The following is a 14,260-nucleotide window of genomic DNA, read 5'->3' as shown; positions in this document are numbered from 1 at the left end:
TTCTGAGAACAGATCGGATACAAAACCTTCATGACGTGACAAAGTCTGGTTTGCACACAGCTCTACTGAGCCCATTGTGCGGATGCAGGCGGGAATCGTGAAAAGGGGTTCAAAGATGGCTACTCAGGCTTCAAATGCAGCGCTTCGCTTGGTGGAAAAGAACGATATGGACAAAGAAAAAGCTCTCGAATCGGCCCTGTCTCAGATTGAGCGTGCCTTCGGCAAAGGCTCGATCATGCGCTTGGGCGAACAAGGCGCAGCGGTTGAGATTGAATCAGTTTCAACCGGTTCTCTCGGGCTTGATATCGCTTTGGGGATTGGCGGCCTGCCTCGCGGTCGCATCGTTGAAATTTACGGCCCTGAAAGCTCGGGTAAAACCACTTTGGCGCTACATTGTATCGCTGAAGCGCAGAAGAGTGGCGGTGTTTGTGCCTTCGTCGACGCCGAACATGCGCTTGACCCCATCTATGCCCGCAAACTTGGCGTGGATTTGAGCGATCTTTTGATCTCGCAGCCAGACACGGGCGAACAGGCGCTTGAAATCACCGACACCTTGGTACGCTCTGGCGCGGTCGACGTCTTGGTAATCGACTCGGTTGCAGCACTCACGCCTAAGGCTGAAATTGAAGGCGACATGGGCGACAGCCTGCCAGGTCTACAAGCCCGCTTGATGAGCCAGGCTTTGCGCAAATTGACAGGCTCAATCTCGCGCTCCAAGACTTTGGTGATCTTCATCAACCAGATCCGCATGAAAATCGGCGTGATGTTCGGCAACCCTGAAACCACAACAGGCGGCAATGCCCTGAAATTTTACGCTTCGGTTCGTTTGGACATTCGCCGCATTGGCCAGATCAAAGACAAAGAAGATGTGGTGGGCAATGTCACCCGCGTCAAAGTCGTCAAGAATAAAGTCGCCCCACCGTTCAAACAGGTTGAGTTCGACATTCTCTACGGCGAGGGTATCTCCAAGCAGGGTGAACTAATTGATCTGGGCGTGAAGGCCGGGATCGTTGAGAAATCTGGGTCTTGGTATTCTTATGACAGCACCCGGATTGGCCAAGGCAAGGACAATGCCCGCGCCTTCCTGAAGTCAAATCCTGAAATGGCCGCTGAGATTGAGCATAAAGTGCGCCAGAACGCTGGCATTCTCGCGGAAGTTTTGGCCGGTGAGCCCGTCTCCGAAGATGGCGAGATGGACGACATGTAGACGAGCCTGAAGGGCGCTTGTCGCGCTTCACCACCGCTTGCGAAAACGTGCGGGGCTTTTACGCCCACCAGCATGAAAACAGGACCAAGCCTTTCCGGTTTGGTCCTGTTGCTTTTTCGTCCATTTCGATTCAGCGCAAAAGACTAAACCGCCTTACGCACCACAATCATGTAATTCATGCTGGTGTCAGATCCCAAGGACCAACGGTCCATTAGAGGATTATAATTCACGCCGATTGGCTCATCGAGCGTCAGTCCAGCTTCCGGCTTGAGGGCCGCTTGGATCTCGGATGGTTTGACCAGCTTGTCGTAATCATGTGTGCCCGGTGGCAACCAGCGCAAAATCCGCTCTGCCCCAATAATGGCGAGAGCGAGCGCTTTGGGCGTACGATTGATGGTGGCAACAAACATCAGGCCACCTGGTGCCACCAATTGCGCAGTATTCTTTAGAAAAGCTGCTGCATCAGCCACATGCTCCACCACTTCCATATTGAGCACAATGTCAAATGGGCCTTCGCCTGAAGCTAACAAGCCCTCAGCCGTGCCATGGCGATAGTCGATTTCAAGGCCGGTTTGTGCTGCATGCGTCATAGCCGTCTTGATATTAGGCTCGGTCGCATCCACTCCAGTGACCTTGGCACCAAGGCGTGTCATCGGCTCGCTCAACAGCCCACCACCGCAGCCAATGTCCAGCAGTTTCAGACCCTTGAGAGGCAAGTCAGCACCAGGCTTCAGGCCGAAATGGGCTTCAGCTGTCTCGCGAATAAAGCGCAACCGGGTGGGGTTGAATTTATGCAGAGGGCGGAACTTGCCATAGGGGTTCCACCAGTCTTCAGCCATGGCCGCAAACTTGGCCACTTCTGCCGGATCGATCGAAGGCGAGCGTGGCGGCATCTCCATCGTCGCGTCTTGGGTGGCTCTAGGCATCGGGTTCAACTCACCTGTGTGACAGTTTGCAACATGCAAAAGGATTGACCTAAAGACTTCATAGAGCGATGAGCGCGCGCGTCGAGAGCCATCGTCTGTTTGTAACAGCAGATTTCTGCGTCTAATGGCATAGCTGAGGAGCAAAGAAGCATGTCGCGTCTGGTGATGAAGTTTGGTGGAACCTCTGTGGGAGACGTCGAACGTATCCGCCGCGTTGCGCGCTTGGTGAGTGCTGAGCGTCAAGCAGGGCACGGGATTGCCGTGGTGGTTTCGGCCATGTCGGGTGAGACCAATCGCTTGGTTGAACTTTCGCGCCAAGCCGGCGAAGGCCTGCCACCAGAATTATTCGACGATGAATATGATGTGGTGGTCGCTACGGGCGAGCAAGTCACAACGGGCCTATTGGCGCTGGCCCTGCGCAGCATGGGAATTCCCGCCCGTTCATGGCAGGGCTGGCAAATCCGCGTCGCGTCCAGCTCCGCCCATGGCTCTGCCCGTATTTCTGATATTGATGCCGATGAAGTCGCCTCTGCCATTGATGCCGGCGAAGTGGCCGTGATCCCAGGCTTCCAAGGCGTGACCGAAGAAGACCGCATCACGACTCTGGGTCGGGGCGGGTCAGACACCTCTGCCGTGGCTGTAGCAGCCGCGCTGAAGGCAGAGCGCTGCGATATTTATACCGATGTGGACGGCGTCTACACGACCGACCCCCGCATGGTGCCCAAGGCCCAACGCCTTGAAAAAATCTCCTATGAGGAAATGCTCGAAATGGCCTCGCTCGGGGCGAAAGTCTTGCAAACTCGTTCGGTAGAATTGGCCATGGCCAAACGTGTGCCCGTACGCGTGTTGTCGAGTTTTGTTGAACCCGGTGAGCCAAACCCTGGAACTTTGGTCTGTGATGAGGATGAAATTGTGGAAAAGCAAATCGTGTCGGGCATCGCCTATTCGCGCGACGAAGCCAAAGTGTCGCTGAAAGCTTTGCAGGATCACCCAGGCGTTGCCGCCGATATCTTTGGTCGCTTGGCCGAAGCCAACATCAACGTGGACATGATCGTCCAAGCCCCTTCCCGCACTGAAGGGGCGGTCAATATGACCTTTACCGTGCCAGAGCGGGAAGCCGATCGCGCCATGGCGCTGATGAGTGCCGCACAAGAGCAAATTGGCTTTGAGCAGGTTGAGGTCAAAAAAGACGTCTCAAAAGTCTCCGTGATTGGCGTCGGCATGCGTTCGCACGTGGGTGTTGCACGCATCATGTTTGATGCCCTTTCAAAGAAGGGGATCAATATTGAGAACATCGCCACATCGGAGATCAAAATCTCGGTTCTGATCGACAGCTCCTACACGGAATTGGCGGTACGGGCGCTGCATACGGCCTATGGGCTCGACGCTGCCTAAGTTTTGTGCAGCTTGCGGCAAAAAATGCTGTCGCTTTGAAGGACAGTTTATCCCTTCTCTTGTATGAGGAAGGCGACTTATGGTGTGGTCCTGCGTGTGCGGGGTGCCACACCGCACCGTTTCGAGGAAGTGAATGAGCCCTGTTTCTTCTGGCAATGCGGGGGGGTCACGCGTTCTATTGCGTCGCCTACGCGATGTCATGGTACAGGACGTCGACACCCAGACCCGCTTAGACCGGATCGTCGCGCAAATCGGCACGACGATGGTAGCAGACGTGTGCTCAATTTACCTTCGGCGCTCCGACGGATCATTAGAATTATTCGCGACTGAGGGGCTCTCGCGAGACGCAATCCACCGCACACGGATGAAGGCTGGTGAAGGCCTTGTTGGCCTCGTGGCGGAAGGGGTCGAGCCGATTAGTTTGGCGGATGCTCCGAAACACCCCCGCTTTTCCTATCGCCCGGAAACAGGGGAAGACCCGTTTCAATCCTTCATGGGTGTGCCCGTCTTGCGCAGCGGCCGGGTTGTCGGGGTGTTGGTGGTGCAGAACCGCTATGCCCGCACCTATGAAGATGACGAAATCGAAGCGCTGCAACTGATTGCCACTGTGCTGGCTGAAATCGTGTCGGTGGAAGACCTTACCGGAGCGCTTTCAGAGTTTCAGATCAAACCGACGACGCCTGAAACACTCAAGGGCAAAGCCTATTCACGTGGGCTTGCTTCGGGGCAAGCGCTGTTACACGATCCCGATGTAGAGCCGACGCGCTATCTGTCTGACGATCCCGTGGCCGAGGAACAACGCCTTGATGAAGCCTTGGCCAAATTGCGGTCGGGCCTTGAAGCGCTTTTGGCGGGGGATGTGCAGACTTTGGGCGGTACCTCGTTTGAAGTGCTCGAAACCTTTCACCTGCTCAGCCAAGATCGTTCGTGGGAGAGACGGCTGCGCGATGGGGTGAAAAACGGCCTGACGGCAGAAGCCTCGGTCGAACAAGTTCGTTCCGAACACCGCGCGCGCATGACCAGCGCCAAGGACGGCTATATTCGCGACCGCCTGCACGATTTGGAAGAGCTGGATAACCGCCTGCTGCGCTATTTGTCGGGTGATGCCGGTGACCGAAAGGAAGCGCCGGAGGATTCTATTCTGGTGGCCCGCGACATTGGTCCTGCCGAGCTTCTCGAATATGGGCGTGGGCGCATCAAGGCCATTTTGCTGGAAGAAGGCTCCCCCTCCTCCCATGCGGCCATCGTGGCCAAGGCGATGGGGGTTCCAATGTTGGGCCAACTGCCCAATTTGCTCTCGCGGGTTGAGGCCGGCGACACGATCATTGTCGATGGCAATGAAGCGCAAGCTTATTTGCGGCCCGATAGAATGGTGTCGCAGGCGCTGCATAGTCGATTTGAAGCCCAAAGCGCAGAACAGGAATTGTTTGCTTCCACGAAGGATTTGCCTAGCAAAACCCGTGATGGCCAAACCATCCAATTGTTGCTGAATGCGGGCCTCGCCATAGATCTAGAGCAATTGGAAACCACCGGGGCCAGCGGCGTTGGTCTCTATCGCACCGAATTCCAATTTATGATCGCGGACTCTTTGCCCCGTCTTGATGCACAGACCGCCCTTTACACCGAAGCGCTCGACCTCGCCCAAGGTCGGCCCGTGACCTTTCGGACGCTGGACCTCGGTGGCGACAAAGTCGCGGCCTATATGCCGACCGAGCGGGAAGAAAACCCCGCCATGGGCTGGCGCGCTGTCCGCATGGGCCTCGATCGTCCTGGTCTGTCGCGCTACCAATTGCGGGCGCTCGTTCGCGCTGCCGAAGGCCGCCTATTGCGCGTGATGTTTCCACTCGTGGCTGTGGTGGATGAGTTCCATCGCGCCCGTGAGCTCCTCGAGAAAGAATTGGCTTGGGCGCGTGCTAATGGTCGCCTAGGCCCAACGCGGGTAGAGACGGGTGCGATGATTGAGGCTCCGGCTTTGGCTTGGGACACTGCCTCGATTGCCGAGCATGCTGACTTCCTATCGATCGGCACTAACGATTTGATGCAATTCTTCTTTGCTGCTGACCGCGGCACCGCCAAAGTGGCCGATCGCTATGATATTCTATCTCGTCCAGCGCTCACCTTTTTAAAGCATATTCGCGACAGCGCGGGGCAAACTCCGATCTCGATTTGCGGCGAACATGCCGGTCGCCCCCTCGAAGCCATGGCGATGATCGGCCTAGGCTTTACAAGGCTTTCCATGCCTGCTGGGGGAATCGGGCCGGTAAAAAGAATGCTGATGTCCCTTGATGGGGAAGATTTCTCCAAAACCTTGACGTCTTTGTTGCGTAAAGGTGACGTGCACCTTCGCAATGCACTGAAAGACTATGCAAAAGCACACAGCGTTGTAGTAAATTGACACGAAATAACGCTAAGAGTTTTTAAACCAAATGGCCGCACTGTGGTATGGCCTAAGATTAAGGATTGACACGATGAGTCCGGCAGAGGCCGCACGCACGTTAGACGCAGCCAAAGCGCTCCATTCGGGGCGTGGACATTTGCGTCTGGTGGGCTCAGTCGATAATCCTGATGCGGACGGTCCAGGGGCTCGTTTGCAAGCCGCTCGCCGCGATCAAGAATTGTCCATCCATCAAGTTGCCGCCGCCCTCAAGCTAAAGCCAGAGCAGGTCGCCGCGATTGAATCCATGCAATTCCAGAAGTTGCCCGGACTTGGCTATGCCCTTGGTTATGTGCGCGCTTATGGAGAGCTGTTAGGCCTTGTCGATTGCGACGGCCTTGTCAGCGAATTCCGCGACGCGTGGGAGCCTGTGCAGCGCCGCCGCGAATCCGAGATTGCTACGCAGCCGTCCAAATTTGTTGCGCCTGCCGGTGCGGTTGTGGCGCTCGCGCTATTGGGTTGGCTAATTGTGTGGGCCAGCTTGCACGCGATTAAGCCTCAGCCCGTGGACGTGGTTGCGCCACCTGATGAGAAGATCAAGGCATGGGCCGAAGCCCAGCCGAAGGGCCCGGTACAAGCCACGGCCGATGTACAACCGCTTTCAACCCTGAAAGCTTTGCAAGATGTGCGCGTGACATTGCGCGGCGAGGACGGTGCCCTAGTCACCGATCGGATCCTTCGCAAGGACGAAAGCATTTCTACCGATGGCTTGGGGCGCTGGTTCGTCTCCTCACCCTTTGGCGGCGTGCTAGAAGCCAGTGGCTATGGCCAGACGGTCGTGATTGGTGAAGCCGGCAAGAAAGTTGTCAATTGGCGCGTGCCTGATTTTGAAGCGATTGCGACTGCAAAATCAAAAGCTGAAGCCGAAGCAGCTGCCGCTTTGGCTGCGGAAGAAGCTGCAAAGCTAGCCGCGCAACAGGCTAAGGATCAGCCAGCGGCAACCCAATCTGTGGCCCCAAATGGGGCAAGCCCTGTTACCACCGCGCCTGGTCCAGCTGTAACAGCTACTGCCACACCAGCGACGGCATCACCTGCACCAGCCAAAGCCACCAGCCCTGCCGCCCAATAGGGTGCCGCACAGGCACGTGACTGGAACTTCTATCAAAGCCGTCCTATAGTTTTCTGTACGCTTTGGCGTGTGGTTGACGGTCTGGCCTGTCTGATGGTTCCAATCCCAACAGCTGGCCGGCTAGCTTCATGCTGAACGAGCCCTGATAAACTGCGAGAAACAAGAGGTTACGACGTGGCGACTGGTCTGGAACATATCCGCCCTTGGCGCACCATTGTGCGGCGCAAGTCACGCCAGATCATGGTGGGTAAAGTGGCCGTCGGTGGCGATGCGCCAATCAGCGTGCAGACCATGACCAATACGCCAACGCCAGATGCTGGGGCGACAATCGACCAAATCCGCCGTTGTGAAGAAGTCGGTGTCGACATTATCCGCGTCTCTTGTCCCGACGTTGAGTCTACCGCTGCGCTCAAAACCATTGTGCGTGCAGCACAGGTGCCGATCGTGGCGGATATCCACTTTCACTATAAGCGCGCGATTGAAGCCGCTGAAGCAGGCGCTGCCTGTTTGCGCATTAATCCCGGCAATATTGGCTCAGCCGAACGGGTGCGCGAAGTGGTCAGTGCCGCCCGCAACAATGGCTGCTCAATCCGCATTGGCGTGAATGCCGGTTCGCTTGAGGCTGATTTGCTCGAAAAATATGGTGAGCCTTGCCCAGAGGCCATGGTGGAAAGCGCGCTAGACCATGCACGCATTCTGCAAGACCTCGACTTTCATGAATTCAAAATCTCGGTCAAAGCCTCGGATACCTTCCTGACGGTTGCGGCCTATCAAGCCTTGTCTGAAGCGATTGATTGCCCACTGCACCTAGGCGTTACCGAAGCGGGGGCAGCGCGCTCGGGCACCGTGAAGTCGTCCATTGGCATTGGCTCGCTCCTCTGGGCTGGGATTGGTGACACGATCCGCGTGTCCTTGTCGGCAGAGCCCGAAGAGGAAGTGCGCGTCGGCTATGATATTCTCAAGAGCCTCGGCCTGCGCACGCGCGGCGTGAACATCATCGCGTGCCCATCTTGTGCCCGCCAAGGCTTTGACGTCATCCGCACGGTGGAGGCTTTGGAAAGCCGACTGTCGCATGTTTCCGAGCCAATCTCGCTGTCGATCATTGGCTGTGTGGTCAATGGCCCCGGTGAAGCGCTTTATACAGATCTGGGCTTTACCGGTGGCGGCAAGGGTGCGGGCATGATCTATATGGCCGGCAAAGCGCACCATAAACTCTCCAACGATGGCATGATTGACCATATTGTGGAGTTGGTGGAAGCCAAAGCCGAAGAGATGCGCGCGGCGAAAGCGGAAGAAGAGCTCGCTGCCGCGACTTAATTGAAAAAGGGCCTGAACTTCAGGAACAGGCCCTCATCAATCGGTTTAGACTTAGTACAAGGTCGCCAGTGCCTTGCCGTCATAATCCATCAGATCATCGGTACGGCCTTCTTTGACCTTCTTGGCCCATTCGGGATCTTGCAATAAAGCCCGCCCAATAGCCACCATGTCATACTCGCCCTTTTCTAAGCGGCGGACGACGTCATCGAGTGGCGCTTTGGCAGAGCCCTCTCCGCGGAAAGAACCCGCAAAATCGCTCGACAAGCCAATAGAACCAACGGTGATGGTTGGCACACCGGTGACTTTCTTAGTCCAGCCCGCACAATTGAGGCCATTTTCGCCATCGACATCGGGGAATTCTGCTTCCCAAACGCGGCGCTGCGAGCAATGCAGCATATCAACCCCGGCGGCCACGATGGGGGCTAAGAAGGCTTCAAGCTCTTGGGGCGTATGGGCCAATTTGATCGTGTAATCTTGCTGTTTCCATTGCGAAAAGCGCAAGATGATCGGCATATCTGGCCCCACTTGCTTGCGGCACTCGGCAACGATTTCAGCGGCAAAGGTCGCCCGTTCGGGCAAAGAGCCACCATAACGGTCAGTACGCGCGTTCATCACATCCCAAAAGAATTCGTCGATCAAATAGCCATGCGCACCATGGATTTCGATGGCATCAAAGCCCAGTTTAGCCGCGTCGCCTGCGGCACGCGCATAGGCCTGCACCATATCCCAGACTTCTTCAGTGGTCGGCACTGGCAGAACGGACTTGCCTGTGTGGGTGAGGCCCGAGGGGCTGTCGGTTGGCGCGTCGGGATAATGGCCTGTGCCGGGCTTGCGCATCATGCCCTGGTGCCAAATTTGCGGCGCAATCTTACCACCTTGTGCGTGGACATCTTCAACGACCTTTGCCCAGCCGGACAAAGCGTCTGCGCCATGAAAACGAGGCACATTGGCGTCGTTAGAGGCACCCTTGCGGTCTGTGACAGTGCCTTCGGTGATCAGGAGGCCAACATCTGCTGCCGCCCGGCGCGCATAATAATCGGCGACATTCTGCCCTGGCACGCCATTGGGCGAGAAGGAACGCGTCATGGGTGCCATCGCGATACGGTTGGGGATCGTCACACCGCGAATGGTGAGGGGCTGAAACAAAGCAGACACGTCGGTCATAGTCACTCCTGAGCACTTACATTACACGGCTTTTGTATCGGCTTGCCGCTTCGAATTAGGGGTTACGATGAAGTGGCGGTTAGGTCTAGACATCTAAGACCGCGCCATCGCAAATTGCCTGATAAGCAGCGCTAAACCGCCCCTCCCCGACTGGTGGGTGCATGTCTATCCCAGCCAAAAGGCGCAAGGGCGCACGAGACCCTTTGCGAGCTGACACCAGCACCCGCTTAGCCGGATCGCCCGCGCGTGGACGGACCGGGCAAACCCCAATGTCGCCAGCTTTGCCGCGAAGTGCTGCCAGAATATCCGGCAGACGGTCTGCTCGATGGATCATCAAGAACCGGCCTTTCGGCTTTGCCATGGCCAGCATGCCCTTGATCCAGGCATCGAGGGGTGCACCTAATATGTAGGCCGCTTGGCGCGACGCATCGGGGTCACGGATCGCTTGATCATCATCGAAATAAGGCGGATTGGAAAACACGAGGTCAAATTGGCTGATTAGGCCCTCGTCCGGGGCTAGAACGTCGCCTAACACAAACTTCACGGCCCCTTGCACGTGATTACGTCCAGCATTTGCGACAGCGAGCGACCAAGCCGCCGCGTCTTTCTCAAGCCCCGTCAACTCCTGCGTCGAATCGGCGCGCAACGATGCGAGGCTCAGCAGCGCCGTACCTACCCCACAACCTGCTTCGAGTGCCTTCCGGGCTGGAATTGCAGCGGCCGCCGCGGCCAAGAGAACAGCATCCGTACCCGCGCGATAACCCTTGCTGGGTTGCTCTATGGTCAAAGCTCCCTTCAGGAATATATCATGAGTTGTTTCGATCATACGAGCGTCCGAATATGTATCCAAAATACGTTTGCAGTCGCTTGGTTGAGACGGTAAATCTGGTCTCTGTCAACTAAACTGTTTTGAACGCCAAGGTTGGAAGCAGCGCATGCTTGACCCAAGCCCCCTCAAGAGGGCATGGAAATAAAAGACTTATAAGGAACAAGCTGTCGTGAATGTGACCACCCGCCCAGTTGATGCCGTGTCGGTTAATCCGACCGAAGCGCTCGCGGCCGTGTTGGCACCAGAATTGGCTGCGACTGAAGCTGAAATCGCAGCACGGATGGACAGCCCTGTTGGTCTTATCCCAGATGTGGCCCACCATTTGGTTGATGCCGGTGGTAAACGTCTGCGGCCCCTTCTCACTTTGGCTGCAGCGAGTGCTTGCGGCGGCGGCGGAGAGCCTGCGGTTAAGCTCGCAACGGCTGTTGAGTTCATTCACACAGCTACCTTGCTGCATGATGATGTGGTCGACGGCTCCTCGCTGCGGCGCGGCAAGCGCGCGGCCAATCTGATTTGGGGCGATAAGGCCAGCGTTCTGGTTGGCGACTTCTTGTTCGCGCGCGCTTTCAATCTGATGGTTGAGACGGGTTCTTTGCGCGTGCTGGACATTCTGGCCAAGGCAGCCAGCACGATTGCCGAGGGGGAAGTCTTGCAACTTGCCACCACCAACCGCGGCGAAGCCAGCCGTGAGCGCTATTATCAAGTAATCGAAGCCAAGACCGCTGCCTTGTTTGCTGCAGCTTGTGAGGCCGGTGCGATCACCGCAGGCGCTCCCGATGAGATGGTAGATGCACTCGCAACTTTCGGCCTTAAGCTGGGCCTTGCCTTCCAATTGGTCGATGACGCGTTGGATTATGGTGGCCTGACCCAAAGCCTGGGTAAGAATACCGGCGATGACTTCCGCGAAGGCAAAGCGACCCTCCCCTTGATCATTGCGTTAGAGCGCGCCCAGGGCGAAGAGCGTTTGTTCTGGCAACGGGTTCTGGCGCGCAAGCACCAGGATGAAGATCTAGCTTTTGCTATCCAGACGATGCGCTTGCGCGGGGCCGTAGAAGCCACGTTAGATGAAGCCCGTGGCCATATTACCGAAGCGAAGGTGGCCCTCGCCCGCTTGCCCGAAGGGGTCATCCCAGCGCTTTTGGCCAATCTTGCAGATTATGTCGTCGCACGCTTGAACTAATGGTCGAGGACGGCAGCCCTTGGAAGAAATGGCTGGCTGAAATTCGAGCCGCCATGCCCATCAGCTTTGAAGCCATAGTCGCCATTCTCGTCCTGATCATGGTCCTTACGGTGATGCTGATTGAAAGCATTCAAGAGCCGAACAAAGAGGTTTGTCACCGCACTCGAGGCTGCGACAGTCCTTTGCCGTCCAAGGCCAATCCAGCTTCTGATTTCTGACAACAAAAAGGGCGGGACCATTCAGTCCCGCCCTTCTTTATTTGGGTCAAGGCCAGAGTGCTTACTCGGCTGGTTTGACGTCCGTCTTGGGGGCGACCTTGCGGGTCCTCCACAAGGAATAGCCAATCGAGCCACCCAACAGAACCAAGGTGGCAATCAGCGACCAATGTGGTTCCATGTAAGGTACCATCTTCAGTTCCTTCGACAGACCGAAGTTCCAGATGATCTTACAGCCGATCAAAACCAGCACCAGCGACAGGCCATATTTCAGATACTTGAAGCGTTCGACCGCTTCAGCCAACATGAAATACATCGAGCGCAGCCCCAAGATCGCGAAGATATTGGAGGTGTAGACGATGAACGGGTCACGGGTGACGGCGAAGATCGCAGGCACGCTGTCGACGGCAAAAATGATGTCGACGATTTCAACCATCATCAAGGCCAAGAACAAAGGCGTGGCCCAGAGAACCAGTTTGCCTGAACCATCTGGATGCGGCTTTTTGACGAAGAAGTTGTGGTTTTCAATCGTCTCAGTCACGCGCATGCGCTTCTTGATGAACTTCAAAACAGGATTGTCTTCGAGCTTCATCTCATGATCGCCACCGAAAAGCATTTTATATCCGGTAAAGATCAAGAAGGCGGCGAAGATATAGAGCACCCAGGTGAATTCATTCACCACGGCAGAACCCAAGCTGATGAAGATCGCCCGGAACACGATGGCACCGATGATACCCCAGAACAGCACACGGTGCTGATATTCGCGCGGTACGGCAAAGAAGGTGAAGATCATGCCGATGACGAAAATATTATCAAAGGCCAAGGCTGTTTCCAGCAAATAGCCAGTGAAATATTGGATCACTGCTTGTTGGTTGAGATTATCCGGGCTGTTGTAATATTTTGGATCGGGCTCGTAGACAAAATAGACATAAGCCCCGAACGCGACAGCAAGGCTGGCGAAAGCGGCCCACATTTTGGCAGATTTCGAAGCCGAAACCACCCCGTCCTTATTGTTGATGACCCCAAGGTCAAGCCACAACAAGAAACCGATGAACGACAAAAAGGCGAGCCACAGCCAAATCGGCTGGCCCGCGTAAACGGCGGTTAAAAAAGGCAAGGCATCCATTGGCCCCGGTCCCCTCATCTTGGCTGCGTCTTCCGCGAGAACAATCAATCCGACATCACGATCAACGCCTTGATCGCCAGAGGGGCCCGGACTGCGGTAGTGGGCTGCATATGGGGCTCTGACCCAGATGCACAAGGCACTTAGATGTGAATTCACCGCATAGGCGCTTCACAAGGCCGTGAAGGACCTTGCGCCAGAAAGTACGTTTCCTAAGGCAAGCAAAATCAGGCGGTCGTAACTGCCTCTTGGCCGTGCTCGGCTAGAAAGCGCTCAGCTTCCAAAGCAGCCATGCAGCCCAGACCTGCCGCGGTGACGGCTTGCCGATAGGTTTCATCCGCCACATCGCCTGCAGCAAACACGCCAGCCACATTGGTTCGCGTGGTGCCGGGCTCTACGATAATATAGCCATTATCGCGCATGGCGACTTTGCCGACAAACAAATCTGTCGAAGGCTTATGACCGATGGCAACAAACACCCCATGAGCTGGCAAGTCTGAAAGCACGCCGGTCTTTAGGTTCTTCAGGCGCACACCGGTCACCGATTTGGGCTCAGGATCGGACAGGATTTCTTCCACCGCACTATCCCAAACTACTTCGATTTTGGGATGGGCGAACAAGCGGTCTTGCAGGATACGCTCAGCCCGCAATTCGTCACGGCGATGCACCAGCGTCACTTTGCTGGCAAAATTTGTCAGGAACAGCGCTTCTTCAACTGCGGTATTGCCGCCGCCGATGACCACCACTTCCTTGCCGCGATAGAAAAAGCCGTCGCAGGTAGCGCACGCCGAGACGCCAAAGCCACACAAGCCCTGTTCTTCGGGCAGGCCCAGCCATTTGGCTTGCGCGCCGGTCGCAATGATCAACGTATCGCCGGTATAGACTTGGCCTCCATCGCCAATCGCCTTGAAGGGGCGGCTGGTCAGATCGACTTCCATGATCCAATCGGAAATGATCTGAGTGCCAACATGCTCAGCTTGCGCGCGCATTTGCTCCATCAGCCAGGGCCCTTGGATAACGTCCGCAAAGCCCGGATAATTTTCGACCTCAGTCGTAATCGTCAGCTGCCCGCCGGGTTGGGGTCCTTCGACCAGCACAGGCTGGCGCATGGCACGGGCGGCATAGATGGCGGCTGTATAGCCGGCAGGCCCAGAACCAATGATGAGGACGGGGGCGTGGCGAGTTTCTGACATAAGGGGCTCCTTGAGCACACCTATCTAGTGATTCCCCTCAGGAATAAGAAGAGCCCTTCAGTCCATAGAGCGCCCAGAAAAGCAAAAGCCCCCCAGCTTTCGCTGGAGGGCTTTACAACACTGGCCAAAAGATTGCTTATCTCTTCTTGGCCAATGGCCCTTGGTAGGGTCTTAATACGGATGCCGAGACAGAGCCGCCACAATCGAA

General features: G+C 56.2%; 12 protein-coding genes. 7 read left to right on the top strand and 5 right to left on the bottom strand.

Features of this window, described 5'->3' with window-relative positions:
• Positions 1-115 precede the first annotated feature (115 nt).
• Entirely contained in the window at positions 116-1,207 is a 1,092-nt protein-coding gene (gene recA / locus ACOVRA_RS16180; RefSeq protein WP_290807831.1) for a recombinase RecA, read from the top strand.
• A 143-nt stretch (positions 1,208-1,350) separates the two neighbouring features.
• Here recA and ubiG read toward each other — a convergent pair whose 3' ends face one another.
• The gene (ubiG, locus tag ACOVRA_RS16175) at positions 1,351-2,133 is read right to left on the bottom strand and encodes a bifunctional 2-polyprenyl-6-hydroxyphenol methylase/3-demethylubiquinol 3-O-methyltransferase UbiG (RefSeq protein WP_421721193.1); all 783 of its coding nucleotides are present in this window, start codon (positions 2,131-2,133) and stop codon (positions 1,351-1,353) included.
• 150 nt (positions 2,134-2,283) lie between these two features.
• Here ubiG and ACOVRA_RS16170 point away from each other — a divergent pair, with 150 nt between their 5' ends.
• The 4 genes from ACOVRA_RS16170 to ispG all read left to right on the top strand — a co-directional run bounded on the left by ACOVRA_RS16170 (position 2,284) and on the right by ispG (position 8,348).
• Positions 2,284-3,528 (top strand): aspartate kinase, encoded by a 1,245-nt coding sequence (locus ACOVRA_RS16170; RefSeq protein ID WP_421721192.1) that lies wholly within the window; start codon positions 2,284-2,286, stop codon positions 3,526-3,528.
• Between the two features lie 133 nt (positions 3,529-3,661).
• Positions 3,662-5,923, top strand: a complete 2,262-nt coding sequence (ptsP, locus tag ACOVRA_RS16165; protein ID WP_421721191.1) for a phosphoenolpyruvate--protein phosphotransferase — start codon at positions 3,662-3,664, stop codon at positions 5,921-5,923.
• Between the two features lie 73 nt (positions 5,924-5,996).
• Entirely contained in the window at positions 5,997-7,031 is a 1,035-nt protein-coding gene (locus ACOVRA_RS16160) for a helix-turn-helix domain-containing protein (RefSeq protein WP_421721190.1), read from the top strand.
• Between the two features lie 174 nt (positions 7,032-7,205).
• Complete coding sequence (gene ispG / locus ACOVRA_RS16155) at positions 7,206-8,348, top strand: flavodoxin-dependent (E)-4-hydroxy-3-methylbut-2-enyl-diphosphate synthase (protein WP_290807821.1); 1,143 nt, start codon at positions 7,206-7,208, stop codon at positions 8,346-8,348.
• Positions 8,349-8,399: 51 nt separating this feature from the next.
• Here the strand turns inward: ispG and ACOVRA_RS16150 are convergent, their stop codons facing one another.
• Positions 8,400-9,512, bottom strand: coding sequence for an NADH:flavin oxidoreductase (locus ACOVRA_RS16150; protein WP_290807819.1), 1,113 nt, complete (start codon positions 9,510-9,512; stop codon positions 8,400-8,402).
• Between the two features lie 85 nt (positions 9,513-9,597).
• The gene (locus tag ACOVRA_RS16145; RefSeq protein ID WP_421721189.1) at positions 9,598-10,338 is read right to left on the bottom strand and encodes a tRNA1(Val) (adenine(37)-N6)-methyltransferase; all 741 of its coding nucleotides are present in this window, start codon (positions 10,336-10,338) and stop codon (positions 9,598-9,600) included.
• 172 nt (positions 10,339-10,510) lie between these two features.
• Here ACOVRA_RS16145 and ACOVRA_RS16140 point away from each other — a divergent pair, with 172 nt between their 5' ends.
• Entirely contained in the window at positions 10,511-11,521 is a 1,011-nt protein-coding gene (locus tag ACOVRA_RS16140) for a polyprenyl synthetase family protein (RefSeq protein WP_421721188.1), read from the top strand.
• The gene (locus ACOVRA_RS16135; RefSeq protein WP_421721187.1) at positions 11,521-11,739 is read left to right on the top strand and encodes a hypothetical protein; all 219 of its coding nucleotides are present in this window, start codon (positions 11,521-11,523) and stop codon (positions 11,737-11,739) included. Before ACOVRA_RS16140 ends, ACOVRA_RS16135 begins: the two co-directional genes overlap by 1 nt.
• A gap of 61 nt (positions 11,740-11,800) precedes the next feature.
• Here ACOVRA_RS16135 and ACOVRA_RS16130 read toward each other — a convergent pair whose 3' ends face one another.
• Positions 11,801-12,862, bottom strand: a complete 1,062-nt coding sequence (locus ACOVRA_RS16130; RefSeq protein WP_421721186.1) for a TerC family protein — start codon at positions 12,860-12,862, stop codon at positions 11,801-11,803.
• 224 nt (positions 12,863-13,086) lie between these two features.
• A complete protein-coding gene (trxB, locus tag ACOVRA_RS16125) occupies positions 13,087-14,052 on the bottom strand; it encodes a thioredoxin-disulfide reductase (RefSeq protein ID WP_421721185.1) in 966 nt (321 codons plus the stop codon).
• Between the last annotated feature and the right edge of the window lie 208 nt (positions 14,053-14,260).

The organism is Aquidulcibacter sp. (genome assembly GCF_049239865.1).
Lineage (GTDB): Bacteria > Pseudomonadota > Alphaproteobacteria > Caulobacterales > Aquidulcibacteraceae > Aquidulcibacter.
Note: the sequence above shows the minus strand (reverse complement) of the source record. Positions and strands in the feature narration are given on the sequence as shown.

Coding starts and splice junctions, on each gene's coding strand:
- ubiG (WP_421721193.1), bottom strand. CDS start 2,133: ATGCCTAGAGCCACCCAAGACGCGACGATGGAGATGCCGCCACGCTCG.
- ACOVRA_RS16160 (WP_421721190.1), top strand. CDS start 5,997: ATGAGTCCGGCAGAGGCCGCACGCACGTTAGACGCAGCCAAAGCGCTC.
- ACOVRA_RS16170 (WP_421721192.1), top strand. CDS start 2,284: ATGTCGCGTCTGGTGATGAAGTTTGGTGGAACCTCTGTGGGAGACGTC.
- ACOVRA_RS16150 (WP_290807819.1), bottom strand. CDS start 9,512: ATGACCGACGTGTCTGCTTTGTTTCAGCCCCTCACCATTCGCGGTGTG.
- recA (WP_290807831.1), top strand. CDS start 116: ATGGCTACTCAGGCTTCAAATGCAGCGCTTCGCTTGGTGGAAAAGAAC.
- ptsP (WP_421721191.1), top strand. CDS start 3,662: ATGAGCCCTGTTTCTTCTGGCAATGCGGGGGGGTCACGCGTTCTATTG.
- trxB (WP_421721185.1), bottom strand. CDS start 14,052: ATGTCAGAAACTCGCCACGCCCCCGTCCTCATCATTGGTTCTGGGCCT.
- ACOVRA_RS16135 (WP_421721187.1), top strand. CDS start 11,521: ATGGTCGAGGACGGCAGCCCTTGGAAGAAATGGCTGGCTGAAATTCGA.
- ACOVRA_RS16130 (WP_421721186.1), bottom strand. CDS start 12,862: ATGGATGCCTTGCCTTTTTTAACCGCCGTTTACGCGGGCCAGCCGATT.
- ACOVRA_RS16145 (WP_421721189.1), bottom strand. CDS start 10,338: ATGATCGAAACAACTCATGATATATTCCTGAAGGGAGCTTTGACCATA.